The sequence below is a fragment of the Paenibacillus sp. P5_B5 genome, assembly GCF_056400365.1.
This window is the reverse complement of sequence record NZ_JBFULK010000009.1, coordinates 102,615-125,758: the sequence shown is the minus strand read 5'-3', so window position 1 is coordinate 125,758 and position 23,144 is coordinate 102,615. Positions and strand designations below refer to the sequence as shown.

Annotated in this window: 24 protein-coding genes; 9 read left to right on the top strand and 15 right to left on the bottom strand. The window is 41.7% G+C overall.

Annotated elements, in window-relative coordinates; translation table 11 throughout:
• Positions 1 to 12 precede the first annotated feature (12 nt).
• Positions 13 to 414, top strand: a complete 402-nt coding sequence (locus AC1DOK_RS13775; RefSeq protein WP_477554858.1) for a VOC family protein — start codon at positions 13 to 15, stop codon at positions 412 to 414.
• A gap of 63 nt (positions 415 to 477) precedes the next feature.
• On the opposite strand, the gene AC1DOK_RS13770 is transcribed toward AC1DOK_RS13775, so the two are convergent.
• Both AC1DOK_RS13770 and AC1DOK_RS13765 read right to left on the bottom strand, forming a co-directional pair.
• Positions 478 to 780: an S-layer homology domain-containing protein gene (locus AC1DOK_RS13770; RefSeq protein ID WP_477554857.1), complete on the bottom strand. Its 303-nt coding sequence runs from the start codon at positions 778 to 780 to the stop codon at positions 478 to 480.
• A 91-nt stretch (positions 781 to 871) separates the two neighbouring features.
• Positions 872 to 2,179: an arsenic transporter gene (locus tag AC1DOK_RS13765; RefSeq protein WP_477554856.1), complete on the bottom strand. Its 1,308-nt coding sequence runs from the start codon at positions 2,177 to 2,179 to the stop codon at positions 872 to 874.
• Positions 2,180 to 2,338: 159 nt separating this feature from the next.
• Here AC1DOK_RS13765 and AC1DOK_RS13760 point away from each other — a divergent pair, with 159 nt between their 5' ends.
• Positions 2,339 to 2,842: a thioredoxin family protein gene (locus tag AC1DOK_RS13760; protein ID WP_477554855.1), complete on the top strand. Its 504-nt coding sequence runs from the start codon at positions 2,339 to 2,341 to the stop codon at positions 2,840 to 2,842.
• A 152-nt stretch (positions 2,843 to 2,994) separates the two neighbouring features.
• On the opposite strand, the gene AC1DOK_RS13755 is transcribed toward AC1DOK_RS13760, so the two are convergent.
• Positions 2,995 to 3,381: a hypothetical protein gene (locus AC1DOK_RS13755; RefSeq protein ID WP_477554854.1), complete on the bottom strand. Its 387-nt coding sequence runs from the start codon at positions 3,379 to 3,381 to the stop codon at positions 2,995 to 2,997.
• A gap of 244 nt (positions 3,382 to 3,625) precedes the next feature.
• Here AC1DOK_RS13755 and AC1DOK_RS13750 point away from each other — a divergent pair, with 244 nt between their 5' ends.
• Together AC1DOK_RS13750 and AC1DOK_RS13745 are read left to right on the top strand one after the other, a co-directional pair.
• The gene (locus AC1DOK_RS13750) at positions 3,626 to 3,832 is read left to right on the top strand and encodes a hypothetical protein (RefSeq protein WP_477554853.1); all 207 of its coding nucleotides are present in this window, start codon (positions 3,626 to 3,628) and stop codon (positions 3,830 to 3,832) included.
• A 71-nt stretch (positions 3,833 to 3,903) separates the two neighbouring features.
• Positions 3,904 to 4,212: a hypothetical protein gene (locus AC1DOK_RS13745; protein ID WP_477554852.1), complete on the top strand. Its 309-nt coding sequence runs from the start codon at positions 3,904 to 3,906 to the stop codon at positions 4,210 to 4,212.
• Positions 4,213 to 4,238: 26 nt separating this feature from the next.
• Here the strand turns inward: AC1DOK_RS13745 and AC1DOK_RS13740 are convergent, their stop codons facing one another.
• Positions 4,239 to 5,072 carry an inositol monophosphatase family protein gene (locus AC1DOK_RS13740; RefSeq protein ID WP_477554851.1) on the bottom strand — a complete coding sequence of 278 codons (834 nt, stop codon included), beginning with the start codon at positions 5,070 to 5,072 and terminating at the stop codon, positions 4,239 to 4,241.
• Between the two features lie 269 nt (positions 5,073 to 5,341).
• Here AC1DOK_RS13740 and AC1DOK_RS13735 point away from each other — a divergent pair, with 269 nt between their 5' ends.
• The 3 genes from AC1DOK_RS13735 (at position 5,342) to AC1DOK_RS13725 (ending at position 8,508) form a co-directional block, all read left to right on the top strand.
• Positions 5,342 to 6,319 carry an aldolase catalytic domain-containing protein gene (locus AC1DOK_RS13735; protein ID WP_477554850.1) on the top strand — a complete coding sequence of 326 codons (978 nt, stop codon included), beginning with the start codon at positions 5,342 to 5,344 and terminating at the stop codon, positions 6,317 to 6,319.
• 118 nt (positions 6,320 to 6,437) lie between these two features.
• The gene (locus AC1DOK_RS13730; RefSeq protein WP_477554849.1) at positions 6,438 to 7,145 is read left to right on the top strand and encodes a response regulator transcription factor; all 708 of its coding nucleotides are present in this window, start codon (positions 6,438 to 6,440) and stop codon (positions 7,143 to 7,145) included.
• Complete coding sequence (locus tag AC1DOK_RS13725) at positions 7,135 to 8,508, top strand: sensor histidine kinase (protein WP_477554848.1); 1,374 nt, start codon at positions 7,135 to 7,137, stop codon at positions 8,506 to 8,508. The genes AC1DOK_RS13730 and AC1DOK_RS13725 overlap by 11 nt, the downstream gene beginning before the upstream one ends.
• 8 nt (positions 8,509 to 8,516) lie before the next feature.
• On the opposite strand, the gene AC1DOK_RS13720 is transcribed toward AC1DOK_RS13725, so the two are convergent.
• The 5 genes from AC1DOK_RS13720 to AC1DOK_RS13700 all read right to left on the bottom strand — a co-directional run bounded on the left by AC1DOK_RS13720 (position 8,517) and on the right by AC1DOK_RS13700 (position 14,073).
• Positions 8,517 to 9,188, bottom strand: a complete 672-nt coding sequence (locus AC1DOK_RS13720; RefSeq protein ID WP_477554847.1) for a response regulator — start codon at positions 9,186 to 9,188, stop codon at positions 8,517 to 8,519.
• Positions 9,181 to 10,242, bottom strand: a complete 1,062-nt coding sequence (locus AC1DOK_RS13715) for a sensor histidine kinase (protein ID WP_477554846.1) — start codon at positions 10,240 to 10,242, stop codon at positions 9,181 to 9,183. Before AC1DOK_RS13715 ends, AC1DOK_RS13720 begins: the two co-directional genes overlap by 8 nt.
• 32 nt (positions 10,243 to 10,274) lie before the next feature.
• Positions 10,275 to 11,267 (bottom strand): cell wall-active antibiotics response protein LiaF, encoded by a 993-nt coding sequence (gene liaF, locus AC1DOK_RS13710; protein ID WP_477554845.1) that lies wholly within the window; start codon positions 11,265 to 11,267, stop codon positions 10,275 to 10,277.
• A 232-nt stretch (positions 11,268 to 11,499) separates the two neighbouring features.
• A complete protein-coding gene (gene pruA, locus AC1DOK_RS13705; RefSeq protein WP_477554844.1) occupies positions 11,500 to 13,047 on the bottom strand; it encodes an L-glutamate gamma-semialdehyde dehydrogenase in 1,548 nt (515 codons plus the stop codon).
• Positions 13,048 to 13,152: 105 nt separating this feature from the next.
• Entirely contained in the window at positions 13,153 to 14,073 is a 921-nt protein-coding gene (locus AC1DOK_RS13700; protein ID WP_477554843.1) for a proline dehydrogenase family protein, read from the bottom strand.
• 206 nt (positions 14,074 to 14,279) lie between these two features.
• Here AC1DOK_RS13700 and AC1DOK_RS13695 point away from each other — a divergent pair, with 206 nt between their 5' ends.
• Entirely contained in the window at positions 14,280 to 15,590 is a 1,311-nt protein-coding gene (locus AC1DOK_RS13695) for a sigma 54-interacting transcriptional regulator (RefSeq protein WP_477554842.1), read from the top strand.
• A 38-nt stretch (positions 15,591 to 15,628) separates the two neighbouring features.
• On the opposite strand, the gene AC1DOK_RS13690 is transcribed toward AC1DOK_RS13695, so the two are convergent.
• From AC1DOK_RS13690 to xylA, 5 genes are all read right to left on the bottom strand, one after another.
• Positions 15,629 to 15,811: a GapA-binding peptide SR1P gene (locus AC1DOK_RS13690; RefSeq protein ID WP_477554939.1), complete on the bottom strand. Its 183-nt coding sequence runs from the start codon at positions 15,809 to 15,811 to the stop codon at positions 15,629 to 15,631.
• Positions 15,792 to 16,841, bottom strand: a complete 1,050-nt coding sequence (gene gap, locus AC1DOK_RS13685) for a type I glyceraldehyde-3-phosphate dehydrogenase (protein WP_477554841.1) — start codon at positions 16,839 to 16,841, stop codon at positions 15,792 to 15,794. The genes AC1DOK_RS13690 and gap overlap by 20 nt, the downstream gene beginning before the upstream one ends.
• A gap of 234 nt (positions 16,842 to 17,075) precedes the next feature.
• Complete coding sequence (locus tag AC1DOK_RS13680) at positions 17,076 to 17,258, bottom strand: hypothetical protein (RefSeq protein ID WP_477554840.1); 183 nt, start codon at positions 17,256 to 17,258, stop codon at positions 17,076 to 17,078.
• Between the two features lie 493 nt (positions 17,259 to 17,751).
• Positions 17,752 to 19,245 (bottom strand): xylulokinase, encoded by a 1,494-nt coding sequence (gene xylB / locus AC1DOK_RS13675; protein ID WP_477554839.1) that lies wholly within the window; start codon positions 19,243 to 19,245, stop codon positions 17,752 to 17,754.
• Between the two features lie 148 nt (positions 19,246 to 19,393).
• Positions 19,394 to 20,710, bottom strand: a complete 1,317-nt coding sequence (gene xylA, locus AC1DOK_RS13670) for a xylose isomerase (protein ID WP_477554838.1) — start codon at positions 20,708 to 20,710, stop codon at positions 19,394 to 19,396.
• 186 nt (positions 20,711 to 20,896) lie between these two features.
• On the opposite strand from xylA, the gene AC1DOK_RS13665 reads away from it, so the two are divergent.
• The gene (locus AC1DOK_RS13665) at positions 20,897 to 22,063 is read left to right on the top strand and encodes an ROK family protein (RefSeq protein WP_477554837.1); all 1,167 of its coding nucleotides are present in this window, start codon (positions 20,897 to 20,899) and stop codon (positions 22,061 to 22,063) included.
• 118 nt (positions 22,064 to 22,181) lie between these two features.
• Here AC1DOK_RS13665 and rocF read toward each other — a convergent pair whose 3' ends face one another.
• Positions 22,182 to 23,123, bottom strand: coding sequence for an arginase (gene rocF, locus AC1DOK_RS13660; protein WP_477554836.1), 942 nt, complete (start codon positions 23,121 to 23,123; stop codon positions 22,182 to 22,184).
• Positions 23,124 to 23,144 lie beyond the last annotated feature (21 nt).

Genomic DNA, 23,144 nt, shown 5'->3' with positions numbered 1-23,144 from the left:
GAGTGTTTCACTATGTCATTGAATTCATTGGAGCCATTGAAGCCTTTGCAAATCAACAAAATAAGCCAAATCTCCATTCGTGTACATGATTTGAAAGTTGCTGTTCCATTCTATCAAGGAATTCTCGGTCTTAACCTACTCTTTCAAATTCCGAATATGGCATTTTTCGAATGTGGCGGAGTACAGATCGTCCTAGGCGTACCGGAGAGCCCGCAATATGATCACCCAAGCTCAGTCTTCTATTTCCATGTTGAGAATATTGAGGAATCATTTGAACAACTAGTTGCTCAAAATGTCACAGTTCTAGGTAAACCACACAAAATCTCCGAAATGAACGGCGTCGCCACCTGGATGGCTTTCTTCCAAGACCCGGATGAGAATGTGCATGCGATTACGAGTGAAGTAGCGATGTAAACAAAAAGAGAGGCGCTAGCATATGGAATACCATTGCTTGGCGCCTTTTGAATTAAAGTGAATTTATTTTACAAATTCGATTTCTTCCTCTGTAACACTTACAATTTTATCACTCATTAATTGATTCGAATGTGTATCTAGATGCTGCTCGACTTGGCTAAGAATAACCGCTATTTGGGCACGTGTAACAGGTTCCTTTGGCTTAAAGGTGCGATTAGGATTGTATTGCCCTTGATTATCCCCAACAACAACATTTAATAAAGATAGTCTGGTGATCGCTGACTGTGCCCAAGGAACAGAATCAAGATCAGAGAAAGCTGTTCTTCCATTACTTCCACTCGTACTATTCTTGTTCGCCAAATCCAATTACATTTTCAAATTAATAAGCAAAAAAGGAGCTTAACCTAAGCTCCTTCATTTATATCTTTTGAATTTCACGTACTCTATTGTCAACAAACTACTTCCCAACAGGCATAACCATTCCCCAAATTCCCCATAAATAGAGTCCAGTTAAGGTAACTAGCAGCGTTGGGATCGTCATGATCAATCCTATTTTGCAATAATAGCCCCATGTGATATGAATCCCTTTGCGAGACAAGACATGCATCCACAATAAGGTTGCTAGTGAACCGATCGGGGTCATTTTGGGACCTAGATCAGCACCTATCAAGTTCGCATATACCATCAGATCTTTGGAGAGACCGCTTAATTCCGATCCGTCTATTGCGAGTACTCCTACCATTAGAGCAGGCAGATTGTTCATCACTGATGAGAGAACTGCAGCTAGCACTCCAGTACCAACTGTACTCACGTAGGTCCCCGCTTCTGCCATCCACTCTATTAGACTACCTAAGGTATCTGTTAACCCCACATTACGCAATCCATAGACAACCACATACATGCCAACTGAGAACATCACTACGCCCCAAGGTGCAGTTTGTAGGATCGGCTTAACTTTCATTCCATTAACACGAGCTGCGATCATAAATCCGAGCGCTGCAATACCTGCAATCATACATTCAGGAAGTCCAAGCCAGCCACTGGCAAAATAAGCAGCAAGCAATAGACCAAGAATCAGCCAAGACAGACGAAACAATTTCTTATTCTTGATTACCTCATGAGGTTGTTTCAATATTAAACTATTGTATCGCTTCGGAATGGAGCGACCAAATACGAGATAGATCACACCTATGCTAGCTACTAGTGACAACAGATTCGGAAATAGCATCGCTAAAGCATAAGAGCCAAAGCTAATATCATAGAAGTCAGCTGTTACAATATTCGTTAAATTAGACACGATAAAAGGCAACGATGTCGTATCCGCAATAAAGCCAACGGCCATAATATAAGGAAGTACATACTTATCCTCAAAACCTAGCGCTCTTACCATCGCTAGCACAATTGGTGTTAGAATCAATGCAGTTCCATCGTTCGTAAATAAGGCAGAGACCAATGCGCCTAGCAGGATCGAATACAAGAACATAACTCGTCCATTACCGCGAGCAAGCCTCGCCATATGTAAGGCAGCCCATTCAAAAAATCCAATCTCATCAAGCAAGGAAGAAATAATAATGATGGCGATAAAGGTAAGTGTAGCATTCCACACAAGTTCGGTTACTGCTATCACATCCGGCCAATCAACAACACCTAAGGCTAGCGTGAGCAGACCTCCACCACTTGCAATCCATCCTACTCCAATTCCCTTCGGTCTCCAAATCACGAAAACTAATGTCACAATAAATAGTATAATAGATACATATAACATCTGATAAAGAGCCCCAATCTACAAATAAGCACGGAATGAACATCGTATAAATTGTAGAAGTCAAACATCATTAAGTCAACATCAAGAATGATTGAATTCGTTCATCAAACCTGCCACAATAACATTAATCAGCAAATGAACATCTTAGAGGAGCAGCCTATGAAAAAACCATTTGTATTTATTGGAGGAGCGATCCTCATCATTGCCATGCTGTTAGTATTGATCTTACAGCTCAATTCAACATCATCAGACGAGACGATTTACGGCAAGCCTGTTTTTAAGCTGGACCCCGCAACAGTCAAATTACTCGATAATCCTGATTATCAAAACACGATACCACCTCAGAAACTAAGCCAGATGATTAATGAACAGCAGAGCTTCTTTGTGTATTTCTACGCTTCTGATTGCAAATATTGTCTAGTCACGACTCCACATCTCGTGCAGTTGTCCAAAGAATTAGGCGTAGAAATCGTTATGCTGAATCTCAAAGAATCCAAAGAACATTATAGAACCTATAACATTCAATATGTACCTACTCTTGCTTACTACCAGAATGGCGAGGAAGTTGATCGGCTTGTCGGCGGCATAGAGGAAGAACCAAATGATGGTGGAATTCCACTTGAACTGTTTAAAGGTTTTTTGAGTGATTATAGCAAGAAATAAACAACTCAAGATAATGGGATACATGCATATCCACGCTAACCTTGTATTACTTATCATAAGCTCAAATGAGAAGCACTATTGCAGCTCTTGATAACAAGAAGAAACGGCTTCACTGTCTTTAAAAGACGGTGAAACCGTTTCTTCTTGTTCATTTACATGTGTATACCTGCATCAAACGCACTAATCGCATCATCTGCTGCAAGTGTGTTAACTGTCATAGCCGTAGCAGCAGGAACAGTATCTGGAGCTTCCCGCTCTTCATTCACAAGATGCGCTGGAATGGAAATCGTGTTCATACTGTAGGCTTCATCATACAGCTTAACCTCTTCTCCACTGCTTACTTCCACCAAATTACCTCCATATGCTTGCACAATCTGAAGCGCCGATGAGATGTCCTGATTCTCCAAATGAACATGAAGTGTTGCTTTTCCCTCATAATCGAATACTCCTGTATGGTAACCAAGCTCTTCTAATGTTTCCATTGCCATCTTCGTATCATCATCTTCTCCAAATTGAAAAAAAATCGGTGCAGAATTCATCCTAACTATCTCCTTTGCCTTCCATAATTGTACATAGCATCTGCAATCTGGAGACATTCAATACGCTAGACCTAAGAATAACTGTCAGCTTATCCTTCTTTTTCACAACCATTCGCATACATATATATAAAAGAAGAAACAGCCTGCGGTATAAACGCAACAAGCCGTTTCGTATGTTATTCAGTGTTAATCAGTGTTTAATCAATCTTAATAAATCTTAATGGCACTGAATCATAATCAGTGCTTGCTAAAAACAGAACCATATGCAGATCGTAGCGGAGGGGACGGAATTGTCCTGGAGAAGCGAAGCGTTCGCCTTTGCCACCGGATTTCCACCGCTATAAGCGGTATACGATCAAGAAATCTGGGGGCAACAGCGATCGTAAGGACAATCCGTCCACGCAGCGGTCATCTATCGGTACCATTACAATTTTTCAAGCACTGGTTTTGACTTTGAGCCATTTTAACCATTGTTTATCCAATGTTAATCAATATCTATTCTATATAAATGAGGTGTTAACCATGTTCCAATCAACAGATTCGAAACAATATAAGCTTTTTGCCATTTTGGCTTATCTGCTGTTCTTTATTCCGCTAATAGGAGCACGAAATTCACGATATGCGATGTACCATTGCAATCAAGGTCTGGTATTACTTCTAACCTTCATGGCGTGTAATATGATGCTTGGACTAGTGCCCTTCGTAGGCTGGCTTCTAATCCCTCTAGCGAATCTATGTATTGTATGCCTAATCTTTGTTGGTATGCTTAATGCTGCTGGCGGTGTGATGCGTCCTCTCCCAGTCATCGGCAACATAACTCTTCTTCAATAAAATAAACAAGCTCATTTACTATCACTTTAGGCCAAACTATCAAGGTTATCCTTAAGCGATTCTCTAACTATGCTTAGTAATTGATCATGATCATCTGGATGAGCAGCAACTAAGCATGGTACTGCACGCTCCCAATTATTGATTGTTCTTCCCTCAATATCCGTAACTTTGACCCCGGCTTCCATAGCTATTAGGACCCCAGCGAATAAATCCTCTCCTTCAGACTTATACAATACAATTCCACCAAGATCGCCACGCGCTAGCATTGCCCAAGTTAATGAAGGTGCCCAAAGTCGAATGACTCGTTTAAACGAAAACTCCAACTGATGTCTTAGCTTTAGTGCTGCTGAATCTGATTTTCCCACGCCATGTCCTTGTATCCACGAGATTGTGGATTTAGAGAAATTAACTGTCTTAGAGCTGATAACACGCTCATCACCGTGCCACGTTCCGTTCTCTCTAATTGCCCAGTATGTCTCTTGCAAATGTGAATCGCGAACTACACCAAGTATAGTCTGCTTATTATAACTTAGGGAGATCGAGACACCGTATAACGGCATACCTATTGCATAATTGTTCGTTCCATCCAGTGGATCTACATGCCATACATAAGCGCTCTGTTGCCCGCTCTCCCCCGCTTCTTCACTATAAACCTGATGAGTCGGGAATGCCTCCGTAATGAGCATCACAATTGCATGATCTGCAAGCAGATCAACCTCAGTTACTAAATCTCCCGCGTCATCCTTAGTCTTAACCCCTAATTGTCCCTTGAAACGCAGTTTCGCCAAATCACCAGCCATCTCCGCTGCTTGAATCGCTATGTCCCGTGCATGATAGAGTTCATTTAATTCTATTCCCATAAACGTTCATCTCCTTCCTTTCTCAAAGTGTACCATAAGGGACGCTTCCGAACACTTCTAAATCACAGATAATAAGGAATCCCTTCCTTATATTGATGATAGAGTCTATCAAATGTCTTACAAATACATACTCAATTTGGGCAATATTACAAACAAACTGATCTAATCTTGTAAAATACCATAATTAGTTAAGTAACTGTTTGACAATAGGAGCGCAAATAAGTGATAATAGTTGCTAAAAACAAAATCCTGAAAGGCAGGGGAAGAGCATGACTGCATTAAAGCTGTATAATCACATAATTTTGGATTGCACGATTCGTGACGGAGGACTAGTAAACAATTGGGATTTTAGTGTCCAATTTGTTCAAGACATGTATCGCGGATTAAGCGCTGCTGGCGTTGAATATATGGAAATCGGATATAAGAATTCTGCTAAGCTACTTCCTGGTACAGATGCAGGCCCTTGGCGCTTTCTAAATGAAAATTTTCTTAAAGAGGTAATTCCGAATAAGTCCGAAACTAAACTATCGGCTCTCGTAGATATTGGACGTGTGGATGAGAATGATATTTTACCGCGTGAGCATTCACAGCTAGATTTAATTCGCGTCGCTTGCTATGTAAAAGATCTAGATAAAGGCTTAGCTCTTGTACAAAAGTTCCATGACATGGGCTACGAAACAACATTGAATATTATGGCGCTTTCAAATGTTATGGAGAATGATCTGCATGAAGCATTCGAAATGCTTGCCAAAAGCCCAGTAGATGTCGTATACATCGTAGATTCTTACGGCTCCATGGATTACAATGATATCGACTACCTAGTAACTAAATTCCAACGTCAATTACCTGAGAAATTACTCGGTATGCATATGCATAATAACATGCAGCTTGCTTTTGCCAATACACTAGTTGGAGCGCAAAAAGGTGTTACATTCCTTGATTCCTCCGTATATGGTATGGGTCGTGCCGCAGGTAACTGTCCGACAGAATTACTCGTATCCTACTTGAAGAACCCACGCTACGAGCTGAAGCCAGTCCTTGAAATTATTCAAAATCATATGATTGCTATGCGCGAAAAAGTTGAATGGGGTTATATCATTCCTTACATGATTGCTGGCGCACTCAATGAGCATCCACGTGTTGCAATGGCATGTCGTGATTCTGAGGATAAAGATAAGTTCGCTGAATTCTACGATAAATTAATTTCACCTGAAATGAACATGACATCCAAATCCAAATCCAAATAAACCTAACCCCAAAGCTCTACGGTTGCACAGCAAGATTGTGTAACCTTGGAGCTTTGTTGTGTATGGAAATACCATCCCACTGAAAATACTACAGAAATAACTGTAAGGAGGGGCTTATATGAGCAAAATTCTAATTGTCGAAGACGAGGATAAAATCGCCCGTGTCCTACAGCTTGAACTACAATATGAGGGCTATGACGTAAGCCGCGCTGATGACGGACGCAAGGGCCTCGAGCTTGCTCTTTCCGAGCAATGGGATCTGATTCTACTCGATATTATGCTACCGGAGCTTAGTGGCTTAGAGGTGCTGCGACGGCTGCGCCAGAACAATACCACAGTGCCCGTCATTTTGTTAACTGCACGCGATGCGGTGCCAGACCGGGTATCCGGGCTTGATCAAGGGGCGAACGATTATGTGACCAAGCCGTTCGCCATCGAAGAGCTCCTCGCCCGGATTCGCAACCTGCTGCGTCTTACAACGCAGCAGCAGGCGCAAGCCGAGGCGGAGGTTGCTGTACTGCACGTGGATGACGTGCAGATCAATATCCGCAGCCGCGAAGTAACACGCGGTGATCAAATAATCGAACTCACACCAAAGGAGTTCGAACTGCTCTACTACCTGATCCAGCACAAAGGCGAAGTTCGAACGCGTGAGGACATCATTACAGATGTATGGGGATATGAATTCGTTGGTGATACGAACATCGTTGACGTCTATATCCGCTACTTACGCCAAAAAATAGAAAAAGGCTTTCCCGGCAAATTCATTCACACGATTCGCGGCGTTGGCTATCTCGTAAAGGACAGCGACGGTCATGAGTCTTAAAGCAAAGCTGACACTCCTACTCTCTTTGTGGCTAATCGTTATTCTTCTGCTATACAACGTATTTGTACTCTATTTCTTCATTAACGTGTCAACTAATTCCGAAATTGAATTATTACAGCAAAAAGCAATCACGTTAATGGAACGTGACTTAATGAATCAACCCGAGTTCTGGGAAGATCCTAATTATATTAAAGAATTTCTGATTCCCAATGAGATGATTCGAATCATCGGCAAGGATTCTTCTGTTAAGCGAATTATGGGTACAGATGCTAAGCTACTTAAATATCCTGCTAAATACATGTCGATAACAGGCCCTAATTCAGTTCAGGATATTAGTTTAACGGAAGGCATATCGGTTTATGTGCAGGTACCTATTTACGCTGACAATGAACAAGTAGCTGTATTAGAAATTGGACGCCAGCTTAGCAGCCTTGAGAAATACATTGGTATGCTTGTCTCAGTTCTCATTTTCACTTCTATAGGAGCGATCATCGCTTCTCTGCTTGGTGGTTATTTCTATGCACGTGTTATTTTTGAACCGATTAGTAGGCTTGCTCATACAATGGAGGCCATTTATAAGAGCGGTACGTTCAAACGACTTGAAATCGCACCTTCAGATAAGAACAATGAAATATCCCAGCTTGGGCATACCTTTAATGAAATGATTGCCAAACTGGAATTAACCTTTGAGCGTCAGAGGCAGTTTATTGGGGACGCCTCGCATGAACTCCGAACACCGCTGACCATTATCGAGAGCTATGCGAGCCTACTGCGTCGCTGGGCTTCAAATGATCCCGCCTTAAGGGAAGAAGCGCTCGATGCCATACTTTCTGAATCTATTCGAATGAAAGAGCTCATTAACAATCTACTGTTACTGATTGATACAGATGAGGAAGAACGTGTGAAGTGGGTAACGTTTGACCTGAGAGCATTAATCGAATCTACCGCTTCATCTATTCAACTGACCTTTAAACGTGAAATTACGGCCCACTATCCGAGCACCGATGACGAACCGATCCTGATGAAGGGTGATCCTGAGAAAATCAAGCAGCTCGTCATTATTATGCTGGATAATGCGATTAAATACAGTAAGAAGCCGATTGAGATACATGTCGCAAAAGAGTTTCGTCATATTAAGATTCAAGTAGTCGACCAAGGAATTGGTATCGCTAAGGAAGATATTCCGCATCTATTCGATCGCTTCTATCGAACAGACAAAGCCCGGAACCGCAAGCATGGCGGCGTCGGGCTCGGGCTTTCAATAGCAGAGAATATTGTGAATCTTCACCAAGGAACGATTGCTGTTGATAGCACTCCGGGAGAAGGCACTACAATTACAATTCGGTTTCCACGTAAAGTGTGAGTCGTTTATTAAACTGATTTATTAACTGAACTTGCCCATCCTTTGCGATGGGCAAACACCGCAAGCTGTGTACGGTCATCAAGCTCACATTTCATTAGCAAATTGCTGACATGTGTTTTTACCGTTTTGATACTAATGAACAGAACTTCGGAAATTTCTTTGTTCGTTCTTCCATCCGCAATGAGTGTTAATACTTCTTTCTCTCGTAGTGTTAAGCCCTCGGATTCATCGTGACTAGTGCGTTGTCTTAATCCGCGGGTTAATGCCATCGAGATTTCGGAGTTAATGGTTGGAATACCTGCAGCCGCATTAACTAATACTTCAATTAATTGATCAGAGGACACTGTTTTGAGAATATAGCTGATTGCGCCTGCCTCAATGGCCTGAACGACCTTCTCTTCTTCCAAAAAGCTTGTTAACATAACCACCTTCACTTGCGGAAAGTTAACACCAACCTCTCTAGCTGTTGCAATCCCATCCATCACCGGCATTGATAGATCAATAAGCATTACATCTGGCAGTTCAGCTTGATCCATTGCATTCAATTGTGTCACGGCCTCTTGCCCATTACCTGCTTCTGCAACTACAGTAAATCTCGCATCTAGCATAATATACATTTTGAGTCCTGCTCGAACCATATCGTGATCATCAACTAGCATAACCCGTATCAAATTACTCATTGTGGGCTTCCCCTTCCACTTGATCGTTAGTATAGTTTAGCCTCGGTATATTCACTTTAACCCTTGTTCCAATATCCAGTTGACTCGTTATCTGAGTCTCGCCTCCCAATTGCTGTGCTCTCTCTCTCATGGTAGATAATCCATGCGAAGTGGATGAAATATCGCTTCTATCAAACCCTTTGCCATTATCCTCAATTTGCATGACATACTGGTGATCTAGTTCTCGTAGTGTCAATCTAATTCGTGAAGCTGAAGCATGCTTAACCACATTAGCCATAGCTTCTTGTATCATTAAGAACAATTGCTGCTCAATAACATCTGGAATATGCTCATCTATCTGTATATCCAGTTCTCCCTGTAATTCATTTGCACGACAATAATCAGGGAACCATTTATCGAGCGCTTCCTCTAAGGAGTGATCTGTAAGCTCAATCGGCCGTAACTGAGAGATAAGCCCTCTCATCTGCTTCTGTGCATGATGTGACAGCTTAATCATCTGTTCCATGAGTGCCGGAACTGCTTGCGGATTACTGTCTAATAGTTTAGGAAGTGTCGATGCAGACATATGAATAGCGAACAGTTCTTGGCTTACGGTATCGTGTAAATCTCTCGCTAGTCGCTTCCGTTCTTCAATTACCGCGGTATTAATAACCTCCTGCTCCACTTGGGCTTTCTCCTGCCCCAGCTTCTGTAGTAACGTAATCCGTCCTTCTATCATGTTAGCCATACTATTATAGGTGTCATATATATATTGAAAGGAATGAACAGAATCATTATTAATTCTGCTTTTATAATTTCCTTTGTTGAGCTCTAGCATGGCTAAATATAGCGTATCAATTCCCCGCTGAATATACCTTGCTGTCATATACCCGATCACTTGACCAAGCAGTATAAGAAACAGAACCCCAGCAAGCTTCCCTTCTGTCGTCAACGGATAATCCAGCACATAGTCGAGGGAGAGAAGCATGCACATACCCGCAAACACACTGAACAAGAAGAAATAAATCATTACACGCCATTTAATATTCCATTCACGAAACCGAAAAATAAACATTAATTGCCCCTTACTCGGAAGAACTCCGATGATTACCCGACTTTTTTGACGATAACGTCTCCGATAAACATGCTCACGTTAATCCGAATTTTACGTGGTGCATCCATATAATAGTTGGATTGTACTTTCGTATTTCCGAACATCCCATCTGAACGTCGATCAAACACACGCTGGTCACCGATGAAACTCGAAGCTGTCACACTAACCTCTACATCAACATCATGTGGCACGAATATTTTCACATCACCAATAAATGAAGATACATTAATTTTGGTTTCACCATAAGGAATACTCGCTTTCGTCAAATCAATGACTGTATCACCGATAAAATGCGAGATATTCAGCGGTTGCAGTTCCCAATAACCATCCTGCCCCATATAAACATCACTAATGAAGCTACTTCTGTTAATCGTTTTTTTAGGAGAATCTGTGTTTACATAATGGTAAGGGTCTCCCTGCGGACGATACTTGTCCTCAGAACTGGAGCCAAATGTCGCTTCAAATTTGAATCCCTTATTCTTTGGCTTGCTATTATCATCATCCGAGTTGTGATCAAAATCATCATGCTGGCTATCATAGTTATAGCTGTTATAGTTATTGTCATTGTATTTGCTATCATTATATTTAGTATCATCGTATTTATGATCGTTCTTATTGTAATTATCATGCTTCTTATTTTTGAATAGAAAAGATAATCCAAACAAGATTATCCCAATTGGGAAAATAAAACGGAACAAATCACCCCAACTGAAGTCAAACCATCCTAAATTCTCAGACAAGAAAATAGCGCCAATTCCTACTAGAACGAGGTTGCCAAAGCTTTGCCCCTGATTATATCTATCTTGAAACAGAAGTCCACGCAAGCCTGGAATAATGAGGAACAAAGGCCAATACGTCTTGAACAAGTATCCAATATTAATATCAAAATCAAATTCAGGCACATTTAACTGCCTTAACAAGAACACAACCCCAATACCAACTATAATTAAACCCCATACCCATCTCTCAAATAAACGACCATTCATAGTGGTTTACGTCCCTTCTATCTTATCTAAACTTAAGTTTACCTAATCTGCTTGTTAAAGTGAAGCGACGAGAGATTGAACTTCATCTCAGTCTCTAGACCGATGCTAAACTAGAAAACAGCATATCCAAACTCTATTCAATCAGATTCAGGGCAAATAAATACAAATAAGCCTATTAAGTTAGAATCTAACTCAATAGGCTTATGAAACATAAAAATGCTATAAGTTCGAATTATAATCGCTCAGATACAAGCTTTGCTTGTGTAAATAACAATAAATAATCGTGACCGCCTGCTTTGGAGTCTGTTCCCGACATATTGAATCCGCCGAACGGATGTACACCTACGAGCGCTCCCGTACATTTGCGATTAAAGTATAGGTTACCGCAATGCATATGTTGACGTGCATATTCCAAATGTTCACGGCTCTCACTAAATATAGAACCTGTTAGACCATATTCTGTATTATTGAAAATCGTGATGGCATGTTCGAAATCATCTGCTTTACAAACCGCTAGTACAGGTCCAAAAATCTCTTCTAACATAATACGTGCATTCTCTGCTACATCTGCGATAACGGTTGGCTGAATGTAATAACCGTTTCCTGCTGCTTTATCGCCGCCGGCAACGAGTACACCTTCTGATTTGCCGATCTCAATGTATTCTAGAATCTTATTATAAGCCTTATCATCGATCACTGGACCAATGGCCTCATTTTGTTCAGGTAACCCAACACGTAGCGCATTCGTTTTAAGTACAACACGCTGTAGAACTTCGTCATAAACGTCACGATGAATGATCGCACGCGATCCTGCCGAACACTTCTGCCCTTGGAACCCGAAAGCCGATTGAACAATCGCTGTCGCCGCTTCTTCAACATTCGCCGAGGAATCAACAACTATTGCATCCTTGCCTCCCATTTCGGCAACTAATCGCTTAATCCAGATTTGGCCTTCACTAATTTTGGCAATCCGTTCATTAATTCGTAGTCCCACATCACGTGATCCAGTAAAGGATACGAATCTTGTCTTTGGATGATCTACAATGTAATCACCAATCTCAGATCCCGCTCCAGCTACAAAGTTCAGCACACCTGCTGGCAATCCAACCTGTTCCATCAATTGCACGAACTTAGCTGCAATAATGGGGGAAGTGGACGCTGGCTTGAGCACCACCGTGTTACCGCTAACGATAGCTGCTGTAGCCATTCCCGCCATAATCGCTAGTGGAAAGTTCCATGGAGGAATGACAACGCCAACACCTAACGGAATGTACGTTAATCGATTATCTTCACCTGGATACGGTGTAAGTGATTGTGACTCATTTAGACGCAGCATTTCTCTTGCATAGAATTCCATGAAATCAATCGCTTCCGCAACATCTGCGTCTGCTTCTGCCCAATTCTTACCGACTTCATATACGAGCCACGCAGCATATTCGAACTTCTGACGACGCATCACTGCAGAAGCTTTGAACAAATAACCTGCACGAGTTTCTGGATCAACCAGACGCCATTCGTTAAATTTCCTATATGCCGTCATAATAGCTTGATCTGCGAGTTCACGATCTGCTTGAGCAACATACCCAATTACTTGATCCACATCACCAGGGTTAATCGATGTACTCTTGCGCTCTGTCATCAACTGCTCTCCACCAATCACCAGTGGATAAGACTGACCAAGCTCTTGCTTCACTTTCTCTAATGCTTGCAGCATAGCTGCTTTGTTCGATTCAAGCTTAAAATCCGTAAATGGTTCATTGCGGTATTCAACTACTGTCATTGTTAAAACCTCCTATTGTTTGCTAAAGAATATATACATTTTGGTATTCGAAATGCTAAGTAGCACCTTAAGTAACGCATCCGTAATGTGAGAACGTTAAAACTGCTACTTTTTGAACATAGATTTAAGTACAAACCCAACATTGGCCGGTCGTTCAGCTAATCTGCGCATAAAGTAACCATACCAATCGTTCCCATAAGGAACATAAACTCGCATCGTATAGCCTTCATTCGCTAGCTCCTGCTGAGCTACAGTACGAATGCCATATAACATCTGAAACTCAAATTGTGTATTTGGAATCTGATGCTCCTTCACAAAGCTCTTAACATGATTAATGATCCGATCATCATGTGAAGCAACTGCTGCATAATCACCATTTAATAAGTGCTTTTCAATAATTTGAATATAATTATGATCTACGTCTTCCTTCTTAGGAAATGCCACATCTGCTGGTTCTTTATAGGCACCTTTGACTAAACGAAGATTAGGTTTAAACACATGAAGTCGGTCAATATCCTGTTCACTCTTATACAAATAAGCTTGAATTACGATACCGATCGTCTCTCCATATTCTCTACGAAGCTCTTCAAAAATCTCGATGCTTATTTCGTTATGTGCATAATCTTCCATATCAATTCGAATAAAATTATTGTACTTAGCTGCTGTATTCAGAATTTTGCGCATATTATCCATGCAAAGCTGCCTGGATATATCTAAACCTAGTTGAGTCATTTTAAGTGATAGGTTAGCACTCACTCCACTACTCGCGATTTCTTCCAACGTGCGAATACAGCATTCTGTTGACTCGGCCGCTTCTTCCTCTGTAAAAATAAATTCACCCAGATGATCTAATGTAACCACGATCCCCTGTTTGTTTAACTCGCGCACTGCTGCAATCGCTTCCATGATTTGTTCACCGGCAACGAACCGTTGTGCCCCTAAGCGTAATCCATATTTTTTGGCTGTACGATTGGCAAATCTGTTTTTTGAAAGAAAAAGAAATGTATTCTTTAGCAAACTATCCATTCCCTGTAATATGCCTCCCTGTCGCCTAAAAGTGTTCAATAATTGGACACTTATTTAAGTTTATGATTAATTATAATCATAGTATGCTTAAATTGTAAATAAGTTTTGAATATTCTAATTAATACCTTAAATTTATTGCTTTATAAAAAGAGATTTGCCATAATGGCAACAAATGTACCAATGTATTGGAATGGAGACTACAGGTAATGAACCTTAACTCAATGAATGCATTCTTTGGCGTATTAATAGATTCGATGAATGATGCCGTTACAATCGTAGATGCAGATGGCATTGTTCTCTATTGGAATGAAGCTGCTGAGAAGACATATGGATTCAATAGACAAGAAATAGTTGGCAAGCGGATCGGAGAATTTTTTAAGCGGGAATCTCTCATGCTCTATCAAGTAATGGAAAGCGGTATACCCGTACGTAATGTATATCATGAACCAAGACCGGGCATGCATGTGACGATTAATACCGATCCCGTGTATAACGAGAAGCATGAGCTTATTGGGGCCATCTCAATTGAACAAAATATAACTTCATATGTTAAATTGAGTGCTGAGCTCTATAGTAAACCCACAGGTCAGAACTTAAACTCGTTTGCTTTTCCTTTCAAAAAAGAAGAGATCGATGAAACATCTGTTATGAGCACACTAAACTACCCCTTACTACTGGTTGGTGAATCGGGCGTTGGAAAGAAATCGATGGCGGAATGGCTTCATCAATCAGGAGGAAAGCAAGGCAACTTTGTCTCGATCAGTTGCAATTCAATTCCTAGTGGGTTAATTGAATCGGAGTTATTTGGCTTTCATGGAGAAGCATACGAAGAAACATCAGACAAACCACTTGGTAAATTAGGATTAGCCCATGATGGAACGATTCTTTTGCGAGATTTGCATACTGTTCCACTATCTACACAAGAGAAGTTAGCTCAAGCTATAAGCGAACGTCAATACTGCCCGGTTGGAAGCTCGGCCACAATTCCATTAACTTGTCGCATACTCGCATCCACTCCTGCACCTATTGAGTCATTCGTTGCACAAGGCCTAATTCAGAAGAATCTCTATTATGCTTTTCAAACGATGTACATTCCTTCCCTTCAAGAACGGAAGCAAGAATTACCTGAGTTATGTCGCCTGTTTCTATCAGAGGCTGCAGAACAAATGGGTAAACGTGTGCCTGAATTAAGTTCAGAGGTTATGACCGCCCTTACATCCTATAATTGGCCTGGTAATTTTCCAGAGCTTAAGAATGTAATGGAGCACATTATCATCGTTTCGTTAAATCGTCCTGTAAGCTCTTCGGACCTGCCATCAGCCTTACGTTTAACTACATTAACCAATCTGACCGAGCAATCTGTGCCGCTTCACCTACATGCTGAGGAGGTTGAGCGTACACATATCATTGAAGCTCTCGAACGAACAGGTGGAAACAAAGCAAGGGCAGCACGGTTGCTTTGCATATCCCGCGGTGCCCTCTATTATAAAATCAAGCAATATGGACTTGATAATTAATACTTAGATATTAATACTTGGAAATTAGGATGAATCGATTAATCCAAATCTTCAATCGTGGATGACTTGGTACTGTTACAATTCGCATCATTGCATTGACTATAGAAAATAGCTACACGATTCGTATCAAGTACATCTATAAACCGATTACAATGGCGACAAATGATTGTTCCCAGTAATAAACCGCCATTAGCATTTGCCTTAACGATTTCCGATTGCATCACACAATTCACCTCCCTTCGAAGTTGTTAAAGAAGCATCAACATGCATAGCAAGGTCGATGACTCTGCTGGCATATCCCCACTCATTGTCATACCAAGCGAGCAGCTTAAGCTGTTCACCAGCAGCCATCAGCGATAGTCCATCGACTACGACTGAATGGCTGTTTCCTATATAGTCAGATGAAACTAGCGGCTCCTCATTAATAGCAACAATCCCCACATAAGTTCCCTTCATGGCTTGCTTAAAAGCATCTTTCACATCATCTACCGTAACTTCTCTAGAAAGCTGTGCAACTAAATCAACAGCAGATACATCAGGTACAGGAACACGTAGTGCCATCCCCTGAACAACTGGTGCCAAATGTGGCAGCACCTCAACAAGTGCTTTACCAATACCTGTCTTCGTCGGTATGATCGACTGTCCACAGGCACGTGCTCTGCGTAAATCTATATGCGGATTATCTAAATGCTGCTGATCATTCGTAAAGGCGTGAACAGTCGTAACCCATCCACTCTTTACCTTAAACGCATCATCCAGAACTTTAAGTATGGGTGCTACACAGTTCGTCGTACACGAAGCTGCAGACAGTAAACGATGCTTATCAGTATCATACAAATCGTGATTTACACCCATGACAACTGTTAAATCAAGGCCATTGCCTGGAGCAGTAACTATCACCTTCGAAGCACCCGCAGCTAAGTGTGATCCCGCGCCAATTCGATCGGTAAACTTACCAGTAGCATCAATTGCGATTTCAACGCCATGCGAACTCCAAGCTAACTTGGACGGATCTCTTTCCATTACAAAAGCAATATGATGACCATTAATGATTATTGAATGATCACCTATTTCGATATCGGCGTCCCAAGTTCCATGAACCGTATCGTACTTTAACAAATGAGCTATCGTTTCAGCGGGATGTAAGCTGTTTACTGCCTTTAAGTATTGAGAAATAGTTGGATCAGACATCATTTTTCGAACTAGCAACCTACCAATTCTGCCCATGCCGCTAATGCCAATGCCGCTCATAATTGACCTCTTTTCGTTATTTATGTCATACTAAATAAATAACACATCCTTATATATTATGCAATATATAATATTTATATGATTATTGTTACAACATATTTACGCATAATGATGTAATTCCGCATATCACTATATGAGGCAACGGTTGTAACCTATGCCGATTAATTGAGATTAGGTGATTGCCGTCTATAGCTCACTGATCACTGATGATTGGTGACCACTGCTTGCAGATCACTAATTCAGCCTCTCTACTTGTGAAATGAAATTATAGCTGAGTCTCGCCGGTTGTCGCTCTTTTTGCTCCTTTCCGGCATGTTTGGTCGTTATTGCGGAAGCTGCTTCCGTTATAACGTCGTTTGCTTCCGCTTGCTCAGCTAAGGCTCGCTGGTTGTCGCTCTTTTTGCTCCATTCCGGCATGTTTGGTCGTTATTGCGGAAGCTACTTCCGTTCTAACGTCGTTTGTTTCCGGTTGCTTAGCTGAGTCTCGCCGGTTGTCGCTCTTTTTGCTCCTTTCCGGCATGTTTGGTCGTTATTGCGGAAGCTGCTTCCGTTCTAACGTCATTTGCTTCCGGTTGCTCAGCTAAGGCTCGCCGGTTGTCGCTCTTTTTGCTCCTTTCCGGCACGTTTGGTTGTTATTGCGGAAGCTGCTTCCGTTATAACGTCGTTTGCTTCCGGTTGCTCAGCTGAAGCGGGCAATTTGTTTCAGCTAATGAGTGCCCCTAAGGTTGAGGTTAGGCCGAGGTCGAGAATAACGTTAGTATTAAGTTAATTTTAAAAATAAGATTGAGATCACTATTAAGGGAAGCTTCAACTATTCCCTGCTATCAAATTAAAAACACCAACCATCGACTATAAGGAGTCAATGATTGGTGCTTGGATTAAATTATAAATATCGTAATATTATGAAAACTCACTTATATGCGGACAGCTTATCATTGAGCGGCTTCGTTTGCACATAAATATCCTTGTAGATTTCATACAACGCTTTGTACCGGTCTACTCGTTCTGGATTGGGCTGATACCGCTCTTCCTGGCGAATAAACAATCGTGCACAATCTGCAAGAGTTTCAAACCAACCGCAACCGAATGCTGCAAGCATTGCTGCTCCCATCGCTGGCCCCTGCTCACTCTCCAGCTTTACAATTTCCGTATCAAAAATATCCGCCTGCATTTGCAGCCAGCCCTTATTCTTCGCACCACCGCCGATTGAAATAACAGACGTTATATTTCTGCCTCTACTCCGCAGGATCTCAATGGATTCTTTTAGCGAGAAAGTAATCCCCTCAAGCACAGCACGTGTAAAATGCTCCCGCTTATGGCTGCCATCCATCCCAATAAAACTGGCACGAATCTTAGCATCTGCATATGGGGTACGCTCTCCAGACAGATAAGGGGTAAACATCAAGCCCTTTGCACCAGGAGGCACTTGTTCCACTCCGCCAAGCAGCTCATCAAAGCTAAGCTCACCAGCAAACGTCTCTTTAAACCATTGCAGACTATAGCCTGCGGCAAGTGTAACACCCATCGCATAATAAGCATCCTGCTGACCATGATTAAAGAAATGGACTTTGCCGCCAAAATCTGCATTTCGATCCCCCTCATACGATAGCACAACGCCCGAAGTGCCGATGCTGCACATTGTTGCCCCTGGTTCCAGAATACCTGAACCGATTGCACCGCATGCATTGTCTGCTCCACCTGCAAACACCTTCGTTACGGATGTCAGACCTGCTTCTGCAGTAACCTCTGGCAGCAGTGTGCCTACGCAATCAAATGATTCAACTAAACGTGGGCAAATAGAGGCATCCAAACCAAACGCAGCCAATATTTCCGCACTCCATTTTTTCTCAGACACATTCAGCAATAATGTACCTGCAGCATCGGAGTAATCCATCGCAATGTCACCAGTAAGGCGATAACGCACATAATCCTTTGGCAGCACGAATACTGCGGCTTGTGCAAACAGCTCCGGTTCATTTTCTTTCACCCATAAAATTTTGGGCAGCGTAAAGCCTTCAAGTGCTCGATTCTTCGCAAGCTGAAGCAGCTGATCACCTAGCTTAGACTCAATTTCACGGCACTGTGCAGTCGTCCGAGTATCATTCCAAAGGATGGCATTGCGCAGTACTTCATGCTTCTCGTTTAGGAGCACTAAACCATGCATCTGACCTGAAAAGCTGAGCCCTTCAACCTTATTCGGCGATATGCCTGTCACTTGAACTAATTTCGCTAGAGCAGCAAGTGTCTGTTTGACCCAATCTTCAGGATTCTGTTCACTATATCCTGTCTTCTCGTGGATCAGGGGATAAGCTTCCGATACTTCTCCGATCACTTGACCTTGCCCTTCAACCAGCATCACTTTCACTGAGCTTGTACCTAAATCAACACCAATAACATAACTCATCTCACGATCACCTCTCTTAACTTTATGTTACCAAACCAAATCAGAAATGTGCTCCTGGTCAAGCACATTCGGACCGTACATCATCAGAAATGGGCTTCCATAAGCTGAACTCTGGAAACCCATTTATCCACTTCGCTTCTTATCTTAATTAGTCAGCCAAAATATATTGATTCAGAACGCCTCTGATCAGCTCATGGCGACCCGACTCATTCTTACGAGGGTTCTCATTGTTAAGTGCGTAGTCTGCCAAGCTCGTTAGTGTTGCTTTACCACTTACGATATCTTGACCAATGCCTTCGTTAAAGCTTGCATAACGACGATCAATGATGTTATCAAATGTACGATCTTCAATTAACCTAGCTGCGACTTTCAAGCCCTTCGCAAATGTATCCATACCTACAATATGTGCATAGAACAGATCATCCGGTTCGAATGAAGCACGACGTACCTTCGCATCGAAGTTCACTCCGCCTTTGCCTAAACCGCCGTTCTTCAATACTTCATACATAGTCAGAGTTGAACTATAAATATCCACTGGGAATTCATCCGTATCCCAACCTAGAAGCAGGTCACCTTGGTTAGCATCAAGTGATCCAAGCACGCCATTGATTCTCGCCACTCTTAGCTCATGCTCAAAAGTATGTCCCGCAAGTGTTGCATGGTTTGCTTCCAAATTCAATTTAAAATGCTTCATCAAATCATATTTTTGCAGGAATGAAATACAAGTCGCTGCGTCAAAATCATATTGATGCTTAGTAGGCTCTTTCGGCTTAGGCTCGATTAGGAATTGTGCATCAAACTTGATTTCACGTGCATAATCGACAGCCATATGGAAGAGTCTAGCCATGTTATCAAGCTCAAGTTCCATATTCGTTGTCAAAAGGTTCTCGTATCCTTCACGTCCGCCCCAGAATACGTAGTTTTCTGCTCCAAGCTCTTTACCAATCTCCAGACCTTTCTTCACTTGTGCTGCTGCATGTGCATACACATCTGCATTACAAGTCGTCGATGCACCGTGTACAAAGCGAGGATTTGTGAACATATTAGCTGTATTCCAGAGGAGCTTCTTACCTGTTGATTTCATGTAGGATTGAATCATGCTGACGATCTCATCCAGGTTACGGAACGTTTCACGTAAGCTGCTGCCTTCAGGGGCTATATCTACATCATGGAAGCAAAAATATGGCATATTCAATTTCTCAAGCAGCTCAAAGTTAGCTTCTACTCTAGCTTTTGCAAGGTCAAGTCCTGTCAGACCATTCCAAGGGCGAACGGCTGTATTGCTGCCGAACGGATCCGTTCCTCCTGCAGTTAAAGTATGCCAGTAAGCCATACCGAAGCGGAGATGCTCTTCCATTGTTTTACCTGCAATTACCTCTGCCCGATTGTAGTGTTTAAAAGCTAAACCGTTATCTGATTTACTACCTTCAAATTGAATTTTGTTTACGTTTGCAAAGTAAGCCATAATATGATGCCTCCTCGGGTTGTACTTACATGGTTAATGAAATAATAATTTATGCCTTAATCCTAGCACACCGTCAAAAGTTTGTATATCCATTAAACTAAGTATTGAAGATAATCTTAATAAATATTTATTATGACCTGAATTATAGCTATAATAGGTATAACCATTAAACAAAGGAAGTGCAATATGAAAGTCACCGGAGACCAAGCTTTAATCAAAAAATTGAATACTTCTATCGTACTCGATACGATCAGATCCAATTCTCCGATCTCACGAGCACAGGTATCCGAATTGACTGGCCTCAATAAAGCAACGGTATCTAATTTAGTGAATGATTTAATTCAAGACAATCTCGTTCATGAAATTGGTTTAGGTCAATCGAGCGGCGGACGCAAGCCTCTTCTGCTGCTTTTTAATCGAATGGCTGGATATGCAATAGGGATCGATATCAGAGTGAATGAAATCGTAGCTATACTGACGGATTTAGAGGGTCAGATCGTAGAGGAGCTTCGTCAAAGCCTAACAAATCACGATTACCCCTATGTCTATGAACAACTCAAAATAATCATTCAAGCACTAATCAAGCAAACGCCTGAATCACCTTATGGTATCGTTGGCATTGGCATCGGTGTTCCTGGGATGGTCGATGAGAATCGCATGATCTTGTTCGCGCCAAACCTAGAGTGGGAGCAGATTGATCTTGGCAAACAGATCGAGGCAGAGTTTGGAGTTCCTGTCATGATCGATAATGAAGCTAATATGGGTGCTCAAGGTGAGCTTCGCTATGGAGCAACGAAAGATGCTCAAAACTTAGTTTACATCAGTGCAGGATTAGGGCTAGGAACAGGCATTATTATCAAAGGTGATGTATACAAAGGAAGCTCTGGCTACTCAGGAGAAATGGGGCATATGACCATTGAAGCAAATGGTCGCAAATGCTCTTGCGGCAATCGCGGGTGTTGGGAGCTGTACGCCTCTGAAAAAGCTTTTTTGGAGCACTCAGCTAACCTGCCTACCTTGCAGATTGATGAATTAATTGAACTTGCCAATGAGAATCATACAGGTGCTATTCATTTATTTAATCAAATCGGGGATTATTTAGGGATCGGTATTACGAACATTATCAATACACTGGATCCTGATCTGATCATCATTGGCAATCGAATCAGTCTTGCAGAACGCTGGATTTCAAGCTCAATTGGGCGTGTAATTACACAAAGAACGCTTTCCTACCATCGCAAAAAGCTGCAAATTCAATTTACGACACTTCAAGATCGCTCCAACGTCTTAGGAGCTGCTTATATTGCGATATCACTTTTTCTTGGTAAAACGAGGGTGTCGCAAACGAATTAAGAAAAATGCTTTGCTGATTTGAGCTCAGCAAAGCATTTTTTTCACACCATACCTACCGTCAGCAAAATATTCGCAAAAATACGCTGTTCTCCAGTTGAAATGGCAATTTTGCTAAACATTACAATATTCGCTTACCAAGTAATGATGAAATGAGTTCAATTGCTAGCCTTGTTGTCTTATTATTAATATCCAGTGTTGGATTCACTTCAACGAATTCAGCCGAAGTAATAAGCCCAGATTCATACATAAGCTCAAGGGCAAAATGTGCTTCGCGATAACTAACTCCCCCTGGTACTGGCGTACCTGTACCTGGTGCTTCCTGAGGATCAACACTATCCAAATCGAAGCTAAGATGTACACCATCTGTACCATCCTGAGCGATATGCAGTGCTTTTTCCATTACCTTAGCCATCCCCATACGATCAATCTCATGCATAGTAAAACAAGTAATTCCAGACGAACGAATGATTTCTTTCTCTGCTTGATCCAGATCCCTCGCACCAATGATGACAATATTCTCTGGATTAATATGGTGTGCTGCTGCGAGAATATCGGATAGCTTTAATTGTGCTCTGCCAAGCGCAACAGCAAGGGGCATCCCGTGCATATTACCTGTAGGACTTGTTTCCTCAGTGTTAATATCCGTATGAGCATCAAACCAAATCACACCTAATTTATGATAATGACTTGTTAAAGCTGCAAGCGAGCCGATCGCAATACTATGGTCTCCCCCCAATATAAGAGGAAATGTGTCTGTATGAATAGCCTCCTCTACCTCAAGTGCAAGCTGTTTACACACCGTAACAATCTCATCTTGATGTCTAATTTTAGAAGTTCCCTGCTTCTGATTACCTAAGGGACTTGTAATATGTTTCTCTTTGATTTGTGTATATCCAAGTTGATTAAGACGTCGAATTAGTCCTGCCTGAATGATATTCTCAGGTCCAAGCTCAGCTCCAAGCCTCCCCGCACCTAGCCCAGACTTTACACTAATTAACGATAAAGCTATATTGTTCGTCATCACATTCATTCCTCTCTTTGGATTAACTACTTTAGACATCAGGTTCAGTCCTATAGTTCC